Origin of the sequence: Myxococcus sp. AM011 (assembly GCF_013372595.1) — a bacterium.
In the GTDB taxonomy this organism is placed as follows: Bacteria; Myxococcota; Myxococcia; order Myxococcales; family Myxococcaceae; genus Myxococcus; species Myxococcus eversor.
The window spans coordinates 1-16,406 of record NZ_JABXEM010000073.1; the positions used below are offsets into that span (position 1 = coordinate 1).

A 16,406-nucleotide genomic window follows, 5' to 3' on the forward strand; every position below is an offset into this window, starting at 1 on the left:
GGGGAGACCTGGGGTGCGGGAGCCTGCGCGGACAACAGGAGCGCGGAGGCGACGACGGCGAGCTTGGGCAGGAAGGGCTTCATACGCGGGGCTGGGGACCCTGGGAGGTGGGCGCGGGCTCGCCCCATGACAACCGGGAGTGCATGGAAAATTTCCGGAGGTGGACACAGGTTAGACTGTCCGCAAGCCCATGGACATCCGGACTCAGAGCGCTCTGCTGGCATCCATCATCGGCCTGGCCCTGGGCGTGTCCATGTTGTTGCGCCCGGCCCGGCCGAAGGTCCTCACCCTGTACTCCGTCTTCGCCCTGACGGTGGCTGGGTACTACCTCTCGTTCTTCTTCCACAGCCTCTTTCCCGCGGCGACCTACCCCTGGGCGGCGCGCATCACCCTGGGCATCACCGTGCTCGTCGCCTCGCTCGTACCGGGCGCGGCCGTGGGCTTCTTCCTCGAGTTCTTGGATGTCAGCAAGGGAACACACCAGGTCGGCCGCCGGCTCGCCCTCCTGTCGGTCTTCCTGGGCCTGGCCGTGGCCGTCACCCCCCTCGCCGACAAGGCGTGGGCTCGCGTGGCCATGGGCGTCTGGGTGCTCGGCTCCTTGCTCGCTTCGGTGTCGTTGCTGCTCCACCGGGTCAGGACGAACGAGTCCCGCATCGAGCAACTGAGGCTGATGTACCTGGCCATCGGCGCGGGCGCGGGCATCCTCTTCTCCGCGCTCGACTTCCTGGGCACCGTCATCCCGCTGCCGACGCTCGGGCCCGTCTTCACCACGCTGTACCTGTTCTTCCTCGCGCAGACGCTCTTGCGGCTGCGGCTGATGGACCTGCACGAGCTCCTGGGGAAGATCGCCTCCCAGACGGTGCTCGCGGTCATCCTCGCGGCGGTCTTCACCGTGCTGACGGCGTGGGTGGACGAGGACACAGGGCTGTTCGTCTTCAACACGGTGGTGGCGGCCTTCGTCATCCTCATCCTGTTGGACCCGCTGCGCACGAAGGTGGAGGAGATGGTGGTGCGCATCTTCTTCCGCGAGCGCTTCGCGTTGCTCGACGCGCTGGGGATGCTGCGCGCGAGGATGGCGAACGTCATCGACATCTCGGAGCTGGCGCGGCTGGTGTTGGAGACGCTCCACGAGACGGGCCGCGTGACGCATGCATCGGTGTATCTGCTCGCGGAGGACCGGCCGGGGTATCGGCTGCTGGACTCGCGGGGGCCGTTGCCGGTGTCGTTCCTGGACACGGCGGCGGCGCGCGGTCTGTTGTTCGCGGTGGCCAGCGGGCAGAAGGCGGTGCTGCTGGAGAACGTGGAGCGGCGCGGCGCGACGATGCGACTCCAGACGGTGGAGGGACGGCGCTACCGCGACGAACTGAAGCGACTGAACGACACGCGCGCGGCGCTGGTGCAGATGAAGGCCGGCATCACCGTGCCGCTGGTGGGCAATGATCGGGTCATCGGCTTCCTGAACCTCTGGGACGAGCGGGTGCCGGAGGCGTACGCGTCCGACGAAATCGCCCTCATCCTGGAGGTGGCGGAGAAGCTGGCGACGGTGCTGGAGAACTCGAAGCTGTACGAGAAGATTCGAGAGAGAGATCGACTGGCCGCGCTGGGTGAGATGGCGGCGGGCCTCGCGCACGAGATTCGCAATCCGCTGGGGGCCATCAAGGGCGCGGCGCAGTGCCTGGACCCGATGCGGCTGCCGGGCGAGGACGGCGAGTTCCTGGAGGTCATCGTCGAGGAGGTCAACCGCCTCAACGGCGTGGTGACGGCGTTCCTCGACTACGCGCGGCCGATGAAGCAGAGCTTCGGGCCCACGGACCTGAACGAGGTGGTGACGCGGACCATGCGGCTCATCCAGAATGACGTGCCCGCCAACGTCCAGCTCGCGGTGGAGTTGGACCTGCTGCTGCCGCGCGCGGATGGAGACGCCGAGCAGCTCAAGCAGGTGCTCATCAACCTGGTGCAGAACGCGGTGCAGGCGCTGGACACGCGCGAGGGTCGAATCACGGTGCGCACGGAGAAGCCGGAGCGCTTCGGTGAGTTCCGCAACGCGGGGGGCGAGGTGCTGGAGGTGCGCGTGTCCGACACCGGGCCGGGCATTCCGACGGACCAGCAGCCGCACATCTTCGTGCCGTTCTTCACGACGAAGCAGAAGGGCACGGGGCTGGGCCTCGCCATCTGTCAGCGCATCGTGAAGAACCACGGCGGCAGCATCTCCGTGCAGAGCAAGGCGAGCGAGGGCACCACGTTCATCATCCGCCTGCCCGCGCTGCCGGCGGAGAAGCCCGCGGAGGGGCTCGTCGCGGAGGGCACGGGCACGCCGCCGCCCGCGACGCGCATCTCCCAGTCGTTCCCCGTTCCGGAGGAACTGCGCGAGCCCCCTGCCCCATCGGCTCCGGAGCCTCGGCCCAAGCGCGAGCGGCGGCGACGAGCAAGTTGAGTGGGATTGGCGCTAGGCTGTCTGCCCATGAGCGCCTGCCCCTTCTGCCACAACACGATGCGGCCCACCTTCATGGGAGGGCTGCCCCGCGAGGAGTGTGGCCACTGCGGCTCCGTCTGGTTCGAGGGCGAGGCGCTGGCGAACGTCATGGGCGGCTCCATCTCCGACGCGCTGGTGCGCCGCGCGAAGGGACACGCGGGCATGTGCAAGGGCTGTCAGGCGAAGCTCCAGTACGTCCCGGAGTGTCCGAGCTGTGGAACCCCGGCGCCGAGCTGTCCCCGGTGCGGGCACGCCCCGCTGCCCGTCGTGCAGGTGCTGGGGGTCACGGTGGAGGTGTGCTCGGACTGCGCGGGCGTGGCGTTGGACCCGGGTGAGCTGCAACAGCTCCAGCAGGCGGCGACGACGCATCGCAACGCGCCCCTGGACGTGAGACCCACGCTCAAGATGGGGCGAACGACGTCATGCGTGGAGTGCAAGCGCGAGGTGAAGCCCCGCTACGGCTTCGTCTATGAAGAGGCGCTGTACTGCGGAAGCTGCGCACCGGAGGGCTCCGTGCCCTTCTCGGAGGAGCTGACGAAGGCGGCTCCCTCCTCCGAGCTGGATACCCCGCATGCCTCTGGCTACACCGGGGCGATGACGGCGCAATACACGGGCGACGCCACCGGCTCCGCGCTGATGTGGCTGTTCACCCGCGTGTTCGGACAGTGAGCTGAAGCGAGCCGAGAGGCCGACTGTCGCCGTGCCTCAGTTCAGGGTCGCGGTCGCCTGCGCCAGCTTCTCCTGCGCGGCTTCCCACCGGGCATAGAGGTCTTCCAGCGTGTCCTTGCCGTCGCGGTGCGCGTCCATCAGCGGCTTGGCCCGAGCGAAGTCGTTGTAGAGGACCGGGTCGGCGAGCTGCGTCTCGCGCTCCTTCTGCGCGGCCTCCACCTTGGCGATCTGCTCCTCCAACTTGGAGATCTCCTTCTTGAGCGGACCCTCCACCACGCTGCGCCGCTGACGCGCCTCGGCCTCCTGCCGCTTGCGGTCCTTCTCCGTCATCGTCACGGAGGACGCGGTGTCACTTCGAGCCGCGCCACCGGCCGCGGCCTCCGCCTTCAGCCGCTGCTGCTGCTCCTGGTGGTACAGGTAGTCGTCCAGGTTGCCCGGGTGCGGCGTCAGCTTCCCGTCGGCCACCTCCCACACCTGGGTGCACAGCCCGTTGATGAAGCTGCGGCTGTGGCTGACGAACAGCAGCGTGCCGCCGTACAGCTTCAGCGCCTCAATCAACATCTCCGCCGAGTCCAGGTCCAGGTGGTTGGTGGGCTCGTCCATCAGCAGGAAGTTGGAGGGCACCAGCAGCAGCTTCGCCAGCGCCACGCGCGCACGCTCACCACCGCTGAGCACGCCGATGGGCTTCTCCACGTCATCGCCGCTGAACAGGAAGGCGCCGAGCACGCCGCGCACGTAGCTCTCCGGCTTGTCCGCCGCGAGCGGGCGCACCTCCTCGATGATGGTGTTCTGCTTGTCCAGTTTGTCCGCGTGGTGCTGCGCGTAATAGCCCACCACCACGTTGTGGCCGATCGTGACAGTGCCCGAGTCCGGCACCAGCTCCCCGGCCACCATTCGCAGGAGCGTCGTCTTGCCCGCGCCGTTGGCGCCCACCACGGCGATGCGCTGGCCGCGCTCCACCCGGCCCGACAGGCCGTCGTACACCGTCTGCGCGCCATAGCGCTTGGTGATGCGCTCCAGCGACACCACGTCGCGCCCGCTCCGCTCCACTTCAGGGAAGCGGAACTTCATCGTGGAGCGCTCCTCCAGGACCTGCACCTTCTCCAGCTTCTCCAACATCTTCGCGCGGCTCTGCGCCTGCTTGGCCTTGGTGGCCTTCGCGCCGAAGCGGTCGATGAAGCCCTGCAGCTCCGCGCGCCGGTTCTCCACCTTCTCCGCCCGGGCCTGGAGGAGCACCTTCTCCTCGGCGCGCAGGCGCTTGTAGTCGTCGTAGTTGCCGGCGTACTCGCGCACGCCCTCCAGCTCCAGCGACACCACGCGGTTGATCTGCCGGTTGAGGAAGTCCCTGTCGTGCGAGATGAGCACCAGCGCCTTGTTGGAGCGGCGCAGGAAGCCGTCGAACCACGCCAACGTGGGGACATCCAGGTGGTTGGTCGGCTCATCGAGGAGCAACAGGTCCGGGTCCTGGAGCAACAGGCCCGCCAGCGCCGCGCGCATCCGCCAGCCGCCCGAGAGGGCCGAGGTGGGCTTGACCAGATCGTTGTCCTTGAAGCCCAGGCCCTTGAGGATGCGCTCGGCGTGGTGCCGGCCGAAGCGGTTCTCGAAGTCGTCCAGCTCCGCGTGCAGGTCCGCCAGGGACTGGGCCAGCTCGAGCAGGTCCTCCTCGTCGGTGGCTGCCGCCAGGGCCTCCTCGGTCTCCTTCAGCCGGGACTCCAGGGTGTCGCGCCCCGGGACGGTGCTCATCACCGCCTCCACCACGGTGCCCTCCGGCAGCCCGGCGATTTCCTGGGGCAGGTACCCCCACCGGGCGCGCCGCCGGTACGTCAAGGTCCCCGAGTCCGGCTGGGCGACACCGGCCAGGATCTTCATCAGGGTGCTCTTCCCCGTCCCGTTGGCCCCGACGAGGCCTACACGGTCCTTGGGGCCGAGGGTGAAGCTGTCGCTGTCGAAGAGGACCTTCTTTCCATAGGAGAGGCTGAGGTCCTGGGCGATGACGAGGCTCATGGCGGCCGGGGATGTAACAGCCCTGGGGCCCTCGGGAAATGGCTCAGATGCCTGCCCGGAGACCTTGGGAGCCAACGTCCCCTTTCCGGACCCGGCCGGGGCCTGCCTATACTCCGGCCCCACATGGCTGCCCCCTGTCCCCATTGCGGAAGCACCGACGGCGTCGACCACCTCTGCTCAGGCCAGAGCCTCCAGCTCATCGGCCAGGTGCTCGATGGTCGCTACAAGATTGAGAGCGTGCTCGGCCAGGGCGGCATGGGCATGGTGTTCCGCGCCACGCAGACCTCGGTGCAGCGCCCCGTCGCGGTGAAGACGCTCAACCCGTCGCTCGCCGCCGCTCCCCAGTTCTTCGAGCGCTTCCGCCGCGAGGCGGAGATCGCCAGCCGCCTGCGCCACCCGAACGTCATCACCATCTTCGACTTCGGCCGCGCGCCCGACGGCACCTGCTACTACGTGATGGAGCTGCTCCAGGGCGAAAGCCTCAAGGAAGTGGTGAAGCGCGAGGGGCCCATGTCCCTGCGCCGCGCCACCAGTCTCATCGAGCAGGCCACGCAAGGGCTCGCCCACGCGCACCAGGAGGGCTGCGTCCACCGCGACCTCAAGCCGCACAACATCATGGTGATGGACCTGGGCGGCCGGGACTTCGTCAAGGTGCTGGACTTCGGTCTCGTCAAGGCGCTCGAGGCCGAGGAGGAGGAGCAGCTCACCTCCACCGGCCAGGTGCTCGGCACGCCGCAGTACATGCCTCCGGAGCAGGCCGGCGGCGAGGCGGTGGACCAGCGCTCCGACCTGTATTCCATGGCGGGCGTGCTCTACTTCTGTCTCACGGGCAGCTCGCCCTTTGGCGCGAACACCGTGCGCAAGGCGCTCACCGCGTCGCTCACGCAGCAGGTTCCGGCCGTCAACACCAAGCGCCAGGGCGCCCCGGTCCCCACCGCGCTGGACGCCTTCTTCCGCAAGGCGCTGTCCCCGGAGAAGGAGGACCGCCACCAGAGCGCCCAGGAGTTCATGGACGCGATGTTGGACTCGGTGGCGGACGTCAGCCCCGAGCAGCTCGATGCGATGCCCAGCGGCGGCTCCAGCTCGGGTGTCAGCGACCGTGGAAGTGGCAGCCGCGCGGGCAGTCGCGCGGGGCGTCCGGGAGCAGGCAGCGGCAGTGGTGTTCGCTCCCCGCGTGCCGGCTCGGCCCCGGGCCGGGGCTCCACGCCGTCCAACGTCGTCATCGCACGCAGCCAGGCGGGAGCGCCGGGCGGCAGTGGCTCGTCGCCCAGCCGCGTCCGTCCGCCCCCTGGCCGGGCCGCGCCCACCCCGCCGCCTCCCCCTCCCGAGCCGGAGGGCATGTCCACGGGCAAGAAGGTCGCGTTCGTCGCGGTGCCGCTGGTGCTGCTCGGCATCGGCGCGGCGGTGGTGCTGGGAGGGGGCCAGGGCGGTTCCAAGCAGCCTTCGACCCAGGTCGTCGAGGTCCCTCGGGACAGGCCGGCGAATCCCTCGGGGACCACGGCGCCCTCGAATCCGACGGAGGCCGCGCCGCAGGAGCTTCGGGTGAAGTTCAACTCGACGCCGTCCGGGGCCGCCATCTACGAGGGCGACGAGCAGATCGGCACCACGCCAATCGAGCTGATGCTCCCGCGAGACAAGTCCCACCAGCTCAGCTTCCGGCTCGCGAACCACAAGTCCGAGGAGCGCTCGCTCAACTTCAGCCGCGTCGCCGGGGACAGCCAGACAGTGGACGTGACGCTGGAGCCCATCCGCGTCGCGGGTCCGCCGAAGCCGAAGCCGCCCCGGCCCACCAACTCCGGCCAGGATATCAGCGTCTTCGAGTAGGCGACTGGCGGCTCCCGTTCACCAGGGAGCCGCCCTTCCCCGCCCTCAGACGAGTCGCCCCAGCCTCGGGAGCACCTCGTCGCTCCCCGCACTCAGACGAGCCGCCCCAGCTTCGGGAGCACCTCACCGCTCTTGCCCTGCACGGAGTGCTGGAAGCGCCGCGAGTTCTCCGCCGGGTCCAGGTTGACGAGCCACGTCTCCCCGCCCGCGCCGCGCACCTGGTCGACCATGCCGGCCGCCGGGTACACGGCGCCGGAGGTCCCCGCCGCCAGGAAGACGAAGCGCCCGCCGGAGCTGGCCGCGCGCAGCGAGAAGTCCTGGATGCGCTCCAGGTCCGCGGGGTCCAGGTACTCGCCGAACCAGACGATGTGCGGGCGAAGCAGGCTGCCGCAGTCCTTGCACCCGGGCACGGTGCCCGCCGCGTACACGGTGGTGTCCTCGAAGGGCGCGCGCTTGCACTCGTCATTGCTACAACGCGTCTTGAAGAGGTTGCCGTGCATCTCCACCACGCGCTGGCTGCCCGCACGTGAGTGCAGGCCGTCCACGTTCTGCGTGGCCAGGAGGAAGCGGTCGCCCAGGTGTCGCTCCCAGGCCACCAGCGCGTCATGGCCGGGGTTGGGCGAGACGCCGGCGGCACCTGCCCGCCGCTGGGAGTAGAAGCGCCACACCCGCAGCGGATCCTTCACGAAGCCCTCGGGCGAGGCCACCTGCTCCACGGGCTGGTCCTCCCAGAGCCCGTTCATTCCTCGGAAGGTCGGGACTCCGCTCTCGGCGGAGACACCCGCACCGGTGAGGACGAGCAGCCAGGTATTCGAATCGAGAAGGAGCGTTTCCACGGTGCCTCCTGTGCGGCGTGGGATTCAGGATATGAAGCGTGGGACGACGATGACCGCGCCGGGCCCTGACGGGCGGGTGCGGAGACCTGACTCGAGGACCCCATCATGGCGGAAATCACCCTGGACCTGCGCGCGGCCCCCAAGGCGCAGGCCTACGAGGAACTCCAGCAGCACGTGCAGGCGGCGCTCGCCGGCATCGACGACCCCATCGCCGGCATGGCGACGATGAGCTGCCTCATCCACCACGCCTTCGGCCACCTGTGGACGGGCTTCTACCGGGTGGTGACGCCGGGGAAGCTGCTCCGAGTGGGCCCCTACCAGGGCACGCTGGGGTGCCTGGAGATCAAGTTCGGCCAGGGCGTCTGCGGAACCGCCGCCTCGAAGGGTGAGACGCAGGTGGTGGCGGACGTGCATGCCTTCCCCGGCCACATCGCCTGTGACGCGCGCTCCGCGTCCGAAATCGTGGTGCCGGTGTACGGGAAGAACCGCGAGCTGCTCGCGGTGCTGGACATCGACTCCGCGAGCAAGAACGCCTTCGACGAGCTGGACCGCCAGCAGCTCGAATCGATGATGCGCTGGTTCCAACAGTAACGCGGTGTCGAAATGTCCCGAGGGCGCGGGAGACAAGGCCCGCGCCCCAGGGAAGGCTTGTCAGTCGCCGCGCGCGTAGGCCACGGCGAGTTGTCCGGCGAAGCGGGCATTGTTCACGAGGAGCGCGAGGTTCGCCTTGAGCGTCTTGCCGCCCGTGCGCTGCCCCAGCTCCCGCAGCAGGAAGGGCGTGACGTCCTTGCCCTTGATGCCCTGTCGCTCCGCTTCGGCGAGGGCCGAGGCGATCTGAAGCTCCACCTCATGGCGAGGCAGCGCGGTCTCCTCCGGCGGCGGCACGGTGTAGAGCACACCGCCCTGCCCCAGCGTCTCGAAGCGAGCGCGAGCGATGCGCGCGGCGGTGGCCACGTCGTTGACGCTGTGCTCCAGGGTGATGCCGGAGTCACGGCTGTGGAAGGACGGCAGCTCACGAGTGCCCACGCCAATGACGGGCACGCCCGCGGTCTCCAGGAGCTCCATCGTCTTGGGCAAATCGAGCACGGACTTCGCGCCCGCGCAGACGACGGCCACGGGGAAGCGGGCGAGCGCGGTGATGTCCTGGGAGATGTCCCAGTGCTCCGATGCGCCCCGGTGCACGCCACCGATGCCCCCCGTGGAGAAGACACGGATGCCGGCCGCGGCGGCCAGCTCGCACGTGGCGCTGACAGTGGTGCCTCCGGAGGCACGGGTGGCGACGGCGATGGCCAGGTCGCGAGAGCCGAGCTTCAGCAAGGGCTCCTTGCCCTCCGCGAGCCGGCGCAGCTCCGAGTCCTCCAGGCCGATGCACACGACACCGTCCACCACTGCGGTGGCGGCGGGTACGGCGCCTGCGCGGCGGATGGCCTCCTCGCAGGCGCGAGCGGCGGCGAGGTTGTCCGGGTAGGGAAGTCCCTGGGCCACCACACTCGTCTCCAGGGCGACGACGGGCTGGCGCGAGTCGAGGGCGCGACGCACCTCGTCCGAAAAGCGTAGGTCCATGCCGCGCGTTTAAGCCACGGCGCGGCATGGGGACAAGCCGAGCGGCGGGGAAACGTCGGCTTGCACGAAGAGTCGCTGGGCCTTATCCCTCGCGCGCCGTGTCCACGAACGCCGCCAGTGTCCCTGCCGCGCCACCGCGCGCCTTCTCTGCGTCCGACCTGGCCATCCTCGGTGTCGTCGTTGTCTGGGGCACCAACTACACGGTGGTGAAGGAAGCCCTGGGGACGATTCCGCCCCTGGCCTTCATGTCGGTGCGTTTCGCGGTGGCCTCGGTGGCCATGGCGGGGTTGCTGCTGGCGGTGGAGGGCTGGAAGCCGCTGCCGAGGCCGGTGTTCCTCAAGCTCGCGGTGCTCGGGCTGGTGGGCAATACGGCGTACCAGCTCAGCTTCATCCTGGGGCTGGCGAACACGACGGCGGCCAACAGCGGGATGTTGGTGGCGGTGACGCCGGTGCTGGTGGCGGCCCTGGGCGCGGCGTTGGGAGTCGAGCGGCTCAACCGGCCGCTGGTGATGGGCATGTCGCTGGCGGTGGTGGGCATGCTGCTGGTGGTGGCGGCGCGAGGCCCGTCGCTGGGCACGGACACGAGGTTGGGAGACGGGCTCATCCTGGTGGCCTGTGTCTGCTGGGCCCTCTACACCGTGGGCATCCGCTCGCTGGGCAACGAGGTGTCGGCGCTGCGCATCACCGCCATCACCATGCTGACGGGAGCGCCGGGGGGGGTGCTGGCGGGAGTGCCCGCGGTGCTCGCGATGGACGTGGGCAGCATCGGCGTGGGTGCGTGGGCGGGCGTGGTGTACTCGGCGCTGATTCCGCTGGTGCTCAGCTACTTCATCTGGGGACGGACGGTGCAGCAGGTGGGCAGCGCGCGGGCGTCGCTCTACAACACGGGAGTGCCTGTCGTGGCGGCGCTCACCGCCTGGGGTGTTCGTGGAGAGAAGCCCACGCTGCTCCAGGCCTTCGGCGCGGCGCTCATCCTCGCGGGCGTACTGCTCAGTCGCAGGAAGTGACGCCGAGCCACGCCGCGAGGAATCAGCGCCCGTCTTCCCCGCGTCGCCCCCGCTCCACCGCGAGGCCATACTCCTCGATCTTCTTGTCCAGCGTGGGGCGGCTGATGCCCAGCAGTGCGGCGGCCCGGACCTTCTTCCCACCAGCCTCTCGCAGCGCCTCCGCGATGGCGTCGCGCTCCAGCCGTCCCACGCGGGACTGGAGCGTCTGGGTGTCACTGGCCGGGCCGCCTTGCTGGACCTCCGGAGGAAGCTGCAGCGCCCCCACCCGGCCTCCGGCGTAGAGCAACCCCAGCCGCTCCCCCACCAGCTCCAGCTCCCGGACGTTATGCGGCCACGGGTAGTCCGCCAGCAGGCGCCGGGCATCCGCGCCCAGCACGGGAGGCTCCTTCCGCACCCGACGCGCCGCACGCGACAGGAAACCATCGAACAGCGTGAGCACGTCCGCCCGGCGCTCTCGCAGTGGAGGCACCTCCAGTTCGAAGCCCATCAGCGTCCGAGCGAGCGCGGCATCCACCTCGCCCCGAGTCCCCAGCAGCGCCACCGGAACAGAGGCCGTGACGAGCAACCGCACGTCCACGGGCTCCTCACCGCCCTGCCGGGCCGGAGCCACGCGCCGGGCCAGCAATCGAGCCAACCGCTCGGCCAGGTTCCGAGGAAGCGCATCCACGTGCTGAAGCAGCAATGAGCCCCGGTCCGCGCGCAGCAACGCGGAGGCCCCAGGCGGCTGCCCGGGCGCGCTCGCGCGGCCAAAGAGGACCTCGTCGACTGCCTCCGCGGGCTGCCGGCAGTCCACCACCACCAGCGGCTCCAGCGCCCGGGGAGAGCGCGTATGGACGATGCGGGCCAGCAGCGTCTTGCCCGTCCCCGGCTCGCCATACAGCACCACGGGCGCGGCGCTGTTCGCCGCCCTGCGAGCCCCGTCCACCAACGCGCGCAGCGGCCTGGACGTCCCGAGGAGCGCGGGCGCGGGAGACTCCGCCTCCATCCGCGAGCGCACCGCCGTATACGCCTCGCCCCCCAGCCGCCCGAGCGCCGCGAGGAGCTGTCCCTCGCCGCCGGTGAACGCCGAATCCGCGCGCGTCGCGTAGAGCACGCCGAAGGGCATGCCCCCGGAAGCCACGAGCGGCGCGCACATCTCCGTCTCCGCCTGGACCAGTTCCTTGCGCTCCATCGCCACCTGCGCCAGCGAGCGGGGCACGGACATGGACTCCGCGCCCGACACCGCCGCGGTGAGCAGCCCGGTGTTGCTCCCCAGGAGCGCTGCGGCGCGGTCCGCGCTCAGGGCCCGAGCGACCTCGTCCGCCAGGCGCCGCAGCACCATGGCCTCGCTGGTGGCCCCCAGCAGCGCCGTGCCCGCCGAGTACATCGCCGCCGCCGCGCCCACGTGCGGCAGCACCTCTTCAATCGGCACATGGCCCGGCGACGTGGGGCCACCCTCCACCAGCGTCACCGGCGGAGGCTCGAAGACGGCCATCGTCAGGCCCACGCGGACGCGGTCTCCGGGCTGCAGCACCACCTCGCCGCTGATGCGCATGCCGTTGAGCAGCGTCCCGTTGCGCGAGCCCAGATCCGTCAACCGGACCTCTCCCTCGTGGACCGTCAGCTGCGCGTGCTTGCGAGAGACCTGGTCATCCCGCAGGGGGATTTCACACGAGGGGCTGCGGCCGATGGCCATGTCCGAGAGCACCTCGTATCGGCGCCCCGCGGACGGGCCAGTGAGCAGCAGGAGTGCGGGCATGGGCCGCGGAGCCTAGCGTCCCGGAGGACACGGGCAAGCGCCGCCCGTCGCCCTACATGGGCCGTTCTGCGTTGAGGAGGGCCCGGATTTCCCCTTCATCCAGGGCTCTCCCTTCACGGCTGAGCGCGAGCGCGTTGACCTGGGTCTCCTCGACCTCGACGTGGGCGCCCTTGCGCCACTCGGTGGTGTGCACCGCGCCATCCACCAGCTTGCCCACGAGGGTGCCGTCGTCCCGGGCCATCAGCTCCAGCCAGAGGTTCTCCACCACCGTGTTCCCATCCGGGTGGGTGTCGAAGGGAGCCCGCACCAGGAAGGTCAGCGGCTCCATCAGCCCCCGGCGCTGGAAGCGCGCCAGGAACGAAGGCAGGAGCGACTGGGCCTCGCGGCGCATCGACTCCGTCTGCTCCTCGGGCTCCTGGGTGAAGCGCTCCCGGTACGGCGCCAGGAGCTGCGACGTGTTGTGGCGCCCCAGGGGCGACACCACCGTGAGGAACAACCCCTCGTGTCCCTCGAAGGTCTCCAGCGGCACGCCGAGCAGGTTGGCGCGAGCCTCCTCGGAAGGCAGCACCATGAACGGCTGCCCCTCGCTGGTGCCCACCTGCGAGCGCAGCGCGGGCCCCTGACCGAAGGCCAGGTCGGTGCACAGCTCGTGCAGGAAGCTCTCCGCCGGCAGCAGGTCCTGCTCCGCCAGGTGGAAGATCTCCAGGTCTCGCGCGCCGAACTTCTCCATGCCGTGCGAGTGCACCCACAGCGGCGTGTCGCCCTCCGTCACCTCCACCGCGTGCAGGTGGACGTGGTCCCGGATGTCGAAGTCCAGCTCGGTGATTTCCACCACGTCCTCGGGCTCGTGGAGCTTGAAGGCCGCCAGGTCCACCAGCACCCCGGGCACGTGCTCCAGCAGGGTGCGCACGGCCCACAGCGCCTCGAACACGGGCAACGTGGGCTGCGCGCCGCCCGGCTCCAGCGACAGGTGGTAGTAGGCCTTCGCCTTGCCCAGGCGCGCGAAGGCCTCCGGGCTGCCGCTGTACGCGGCCTTGTTGAACTTGGGCAGGCCCTCGGGCCCCACCGTCAACCGGACATGCACCTCCGAGCTGTCCGCCCGGAGCACGAAGCCCTGGCCGTCCTCGTCCGGAGTGAACTCCACCTCGTCCGTCGCGAACGAGGCACGCAGGGCATCCAGCGGCGCGGGCCCTTCCTGCTCGGTCGCCAGGAGGTAGACCTCCATCACAGGTGCTTCTCGATTTGCTGAAAGAGGTCCACGCGGTCCACCAGGTCGGTCAGGTAGTCGAGCTTGTCGGTGGCCAGCACCAGGACTGGAGACAACCGGTAGGCACCGAACCATTCCTCATACAGGGCATTGAGGCGCTGGAGGTAGCGGGTGGGGATGTCCTTCTCCATGGAGCGGCCGCGCAGGGCGATGCGCTCCTTCAGCGTCTGCACGGGGCAGCGCAGGTAGATCATCAGGTCGGGCGGACGCAGCGACTCGGAGATGGTCTCGTAGAGCTCGCAGTACGTCTTCCAGTCCCGCTTGTCGATGAGCCGCTGGCGGTGGAGGTTCTTGGCGAAGATCTCCGCGTCCTCGTAGAGGGTGCGGTCTTGAAGCACGGTACCAGCCGTGCGCTCCATCTCCCGGTGGAGGCGGAACTTGTGCGTCAGGAAGAAGAGCTGTGAGCGGAAGGCCCACGTCTTCATGTCCTTGTAGAAGTCCGCGAGATAGGGGTTTTGGTCATTGGGCTCGAAGGACGGGGTCAACCCGTACTTCCGGCAAAGGAAGGACGTGAGCTCCGTCTTCCCGGCGCCGATGTTGCCCGCGATGGCGATAAACTTTTTCCTGGCCACGCCACCCCTGCTTGTAACCCCGCCAAGCTGCGCGCACCAGCAACAAGGTAAGGAAGGCTCGTGGTAGAAGAAGTGCATGCCCCCGTGCAGTCCCTCTCGCCGCGCCGCAGGGCGTCGCCACCTTCCGGGGTGCGGCCGCCTGTCCGGCCGTCCGGGACAGGACATCTCGCCGTGGGGCTGCCCTCGGGCCGAGCCTTTCCCCCGCCCGACGAACCGGCCCCGAGGAGGGGGCTGAGGGATGCGTAAGCTCTTCTGTGTCGTGACGGCGGGCGTGTGGTCCCCCATCAGCTTCGTGCTGGCCATCCTGGCGATGGTGCTGACGTTGAGGCCGGCCAACTCCGTCTGGGTGGCTCGCAGGATCTGGTCTCCGGTGTTGCTCTGGGCCGGTGGCGCGAAGCTGGAGGTCCTGGGCCAGGAGAACGTGGACCCCAACCGGGCCACCATCTACGTGGCCAACCACCAGTCCACCATCGACATCCCCGCGCACTTCATGGCCGTGCCGGTGTCCTTCCGTTACGTGGCCAAGAGCCAGCTCAAGTGGGTGCCGTTCATCGGCTGGTATCTCGCGCTCGCCGGCCATGTCTTCGTCAACCGGAGCAACCGCTCCAAGGCCATCGCCTCGCTGGACGTGGCCGCGGCGAAGATTCGCGCCGGGACGAGCATCTTCCTGTACCCCGAAGGCACCCGCTCACCGGACGGCCGCATCCTGCCCTTCAAGAAGGGCCCCTTCGCGCTCGCGCTCAAGGCCCGCGTCCCCATCTGCCCCGTCACCATCGAGGGCTCCGGCAACCTGATGCCCAAGGACAGCTGGAACATCACCCCCGGCCCCATCCGCGTGAAGATCGGCAAGCCCATCGACACCACGGGCTTCGCGGAGAATGACCGGGAGGGCCTCGCCCGCGCCGTGCGGGAGGTCATCATCGCCGACAGCCTCGCGCTGGGCGGCAAGGGTGGCGACCCCGAGGACTCCGTCGCCGCCGCGGGCCTCGAAGGCATCAGCGCCGCCCGCGCCACCTCCACGAATTGAGACGTTCTCCCGTGACGACGACTCCCGCCTTTCGCTTTCGCCCTTGGGTCCGCGCCGCAGTCCTCGGCCTGGGTCTGCTCGCCGCCGGCTGCGGCCACACCACCTCGGCCACCACGGGCGCGCCCCGCCCCACCGACGAGCGCTCCCGGGCGCGGGCGTACCTGGAGGAGAACCAGCCGCAGAAGGCGCTCGGCATCCTGAAGGAGCTGCACGCCAAGACGCCCGAGGACCTGGACGTGGCCCGGACGCTGACGGAGGCCCAGGTGAAGGCGGGCCGCACGGACGCGTGGATTGAAGAGCTCCAGGGGCGCATCGCCACCAGCGAGCGCGCGGTGGACCAGTACATGCTCGGGCTCGCCCTGTTCTCGCGAGCCAAGGACGCCGGCGCGCCGGCGGTGACGGCCTTCGAGCGCGCCATCACCCTCTCCCCGGACACCGCCGAGTATCACCACCGCCTGGGCGTCGCCCGCCTGGAGTCCGAGCAGTACGCCGCCGCCGTGGAGCCCCTGCGTCGCGCGGCGGCCCTCGCCCCCGAGCGCACCGCCTGGCGCCTGCCCTTGGCCAAGGCGCTGCACCGCACCGGTGATTCCGCGGGCGCTGTCGAGGCGCTGGGAGTCGTCGTCCGAGGCCGCCCCACCCCCGCCGACGTGGCCACCGCGCGCGCGTTGATGGAGCAGGTCAGCGACCCCTTCGGCGGCATCCCCAAGGCGGCCGAGGCCAAGCTGGAAGAAGGCCTGCGCTACCTGAATGACCTGGATGCGCCCCAGCACGCCATCCTGGCCTTCGAGGAGGTGCTGCACGACTACCCGGACCTGGCGGTGCTGCACTCGCTGCTGGGGCTCGCCTATCAACGCCTGGACGACGCGGGCCGCGCGGTGGACGAGTTCAAGCAGGCCATCGAAAGCGCTCCGCGCGACGGGAAGAATCACCTCTACCTGGGCGAGCTGTACGCCTCCCGCCAGCGTCCAGACGCCGCGCGCGCATCGTTCGAGAAGGCCGTGGCGCTGCATCCGCTGCTGGACGCGGCCTGGTTCCGGCTGGGAGATCTTCACCTCGAGCGGAGGGATTTGGTCGCGGCCCGCGAGGCCTTCACCGTGGCGGTATCCCTGTCGCCCGACTCCATCCCCGCACGGGGAAAGCTGGCGCTCGTGTACCAGCTCGAAGCGGACTATCCCGCCGCGGAGCGCGAGCTGCGCTACGTGGTCGAAAAAGACCCGGAGAACGTGGAGTTCTCGCTGCGGCTGGGGCTGCTCTTCACCGAGCAGTCGATGAAGTCCTCGCGCCCGCAGGTGAGGAAGTCGGCGGCCGAGGAAGCCGAGCGCTGGCTGTCCAAGGTGCTGGAGGCGCAGCCGGAGAACGCGGTGGCCTCGCGCGCGCTGCAATCCCTCAAGGGCCAGTAGCCACCACCGGCTCGTGCCCTCTACAC

Annotated in this window: 13 protein-coding genes; 7 read left to right on the forward strand and 6 right to left on the reverse strand. The window is 69.7% G+C overall.

Annotated elements, in window-relative coordinates; all coding sequences use genetic code 11:
• The first annotated feature begins 190 nt into the window (after positions 1-190).
• Together HUW62_RS17185 and HUW62_RS17190 are read left to right on the forward strand one after the other, a co-directional pair.
• Entirely contained in the window at positions 191-2,434 is a 2,244-nt protein-coding gene (locus HUW62_RS17185) for an ATP-binding protein (protein WP_176435065.1), read from the forward strand.
• Between the two features lie 27 nt (positions 2,435-2,461).
• Positions 2,462-3,142, forward strand: a complete 681-nt coding sequence (locus tag HUW62_RS17190; protein WP_163870425.1) for a zf-TFIIB domain-containing protein — start codon at positions 2,462-2,464, stop codon at positions 3,140-3,142.
• 36 nt (positions 3,143-3,178) lie between these two features.
• Here the strand turns inward: HUW62_RS17190 and HUW62_RS17195 are convergent, their stop codons facing one another.
• Complete coding sequence (locus HUW62_RS17195) at positions 3,179-5,146, reverse strand: ABC-F family ATP-binding cassette domain-containing protein (protein ID WP_176435066.1); 1,968 nt, start codon at positions 5,144-5,146, stop codon at positions 3,179-3,181.
• A 123-nt stretch (positions 5,147-5,269) separates the two neighbouring features.
• On the opposite strand from HUW62_RS17195, the gene HUW62_RS17200 reads away from it, so the two are divergent.
• Entirely contained in the window at positions 5,270-6,970 is a 1,701-nt protein-coding gene (locus tag HUW62_RS17200) for a serine/threonine-protein kinase (protein WP_163870423.1), read from the forward strand.
• Between the two features lie 92 nt (positions 6,971-7,062).
• Here HUW62_RS17200 and HUW62_RS17205 read toward each other — a convergent pair whose 3' ends face one another.
• The gene (locus HUW62_RS17205) at positions 7,063-7,806 is read right to left on the reverse strand and encodes an NAD-dependent deacylase (protein WP_163870422.1); all 744 of its coding nucleotides are present in this window, start codon (positions 7,804-7,806) and stop codon (positions 7,063-7,065) included.
• Between the two features lie 105 nt (positions 7,807-7,911).
• Here HUW62_RS17205 and HUW62_RS17210 point away from each other — a divergent pair, with 105 nt between their 5' ends.
• Positions 7,912-8,397 (forward strand): GAF domain-containing protein, encoded by a 486-nt coding sequence (locus HUW62_RS17210; RefSeq protein ID WP_176435067.1) that lies wholly within the window; start codon positions 7,912-7,914, stop codon positions 8,395-8,397.
• A 60-nt stretch (positions 8,398-8,457) separates the two neighbouring features.
• On the opposite strand, the gene HUW62_RS17215 is transcribed toward HUW62_RS17210, so the two are convergent.
• Positions 8,458-9,369 carry a pseudouridine-5'-phosphate glycosidase gene (locus HUW62_RS17215; RefSeq protein WP_163870420.1) on the reverse strand — a complete coding sequence of 304 codons (912 nt, stop codon included), beginning with the start codon at positions 9,367-9,369 and terminating at the stop codon, positions 8,458-8,460.
• Positions 9,370-9,467: 98 nt separating this feature from the next.
• On the opposite strand from HUW62_RS17215, the gene HUW62_RS17220 reads away from it, so the two are divergent.
• Positions 9,468-10,376, forward strand: coding sequence for a DMT family transporter (locus HUW62_RS17220; protein ID WP_368670432.1), 909 nt, complete (start codon positions 9,468-9,470; stop codon positions 10,374-10,376).
• A 22-nt stretch (positions 10,377-10,398) separates the two neighbouring features.
• On the opposite strand, the gene HUW62_RS17225 is transcribed toward HUW62_RS17220, so the two are convergent.
• The 3 genes from HUW62_RS17225 to HUW62_RS17235 are packed head-to-tail and all read right to left on the reverse strand — an operon-like array spanning position 10,399 to position 13,953.
• Entirely contained in the window at positions 10,399-12,114 is a 1,716-nt protein-coding gene (locus HUW62_RS17225; protein ID WP_163870418.1) for an FHA domain-containing protein, read from the reverse strand.
• Between the two features lie 52 nt (positions 12,115-12,166).
• The gene (locus HUW62_RS17230) at positions 12,167-13,339 is read right to left on the reverse strand and encodes a DUF2314 domain-containing protein (protein WP_163870417.1); all 1,173 of its coding nucleotides are present in this window, start codon (positions 13,337-13,339) and stop codon (positions 12,167-12,169) included.
• Entirely contained in the window at positions 13,339-13,953 is a 615-nt protein-coding gene (locus HUW62_RS17235; RefSeq protein WP_163870416.1) for a deoxynucleoside kinase, read from the reverse strand. Before HUW62_RS17235 ends, HUW62_RS17230 begins: the two co-directional genes overlap by 1 nt.
• A 238-nt stretch (positions 13,954-14,191) precedes the next feature.
• On the opposite strand from HUW62_RS17235, the gene HUW62_RS17240 reads away from it, so the two are divergent.
• Both HUW62_RS17240 and HUW62_RS17245 read left to right on the forward strand, forming a co-directional pair.
• A complete protein-coding gene (locus tag HUW62_RS17240; RefSeq protein ID WP_163870415.1) occupies positions 14,192-14,980 on the forward strand; it encodes a 1-acyl-sn-glycerol-3-phosphate acyltransferase in 789 nt (262 codons plus the stop codon).
• A gap of 11 nt (positions 14,981-14,991) precedes the next feature.
• On the forward strand, positions 14,992-16,380 hold the full coding sequence (locus HUW62_RS17245) for a tetratricopeptide repeat protein (RefSeq protein WP_176435069.1): 1,389 nt from the start codon (positions 14,992-14,994) through the stop codon (positions 16,378-16,380).
• Positions 16,381-16,406 lie beyond the last annotated feature (26 nt).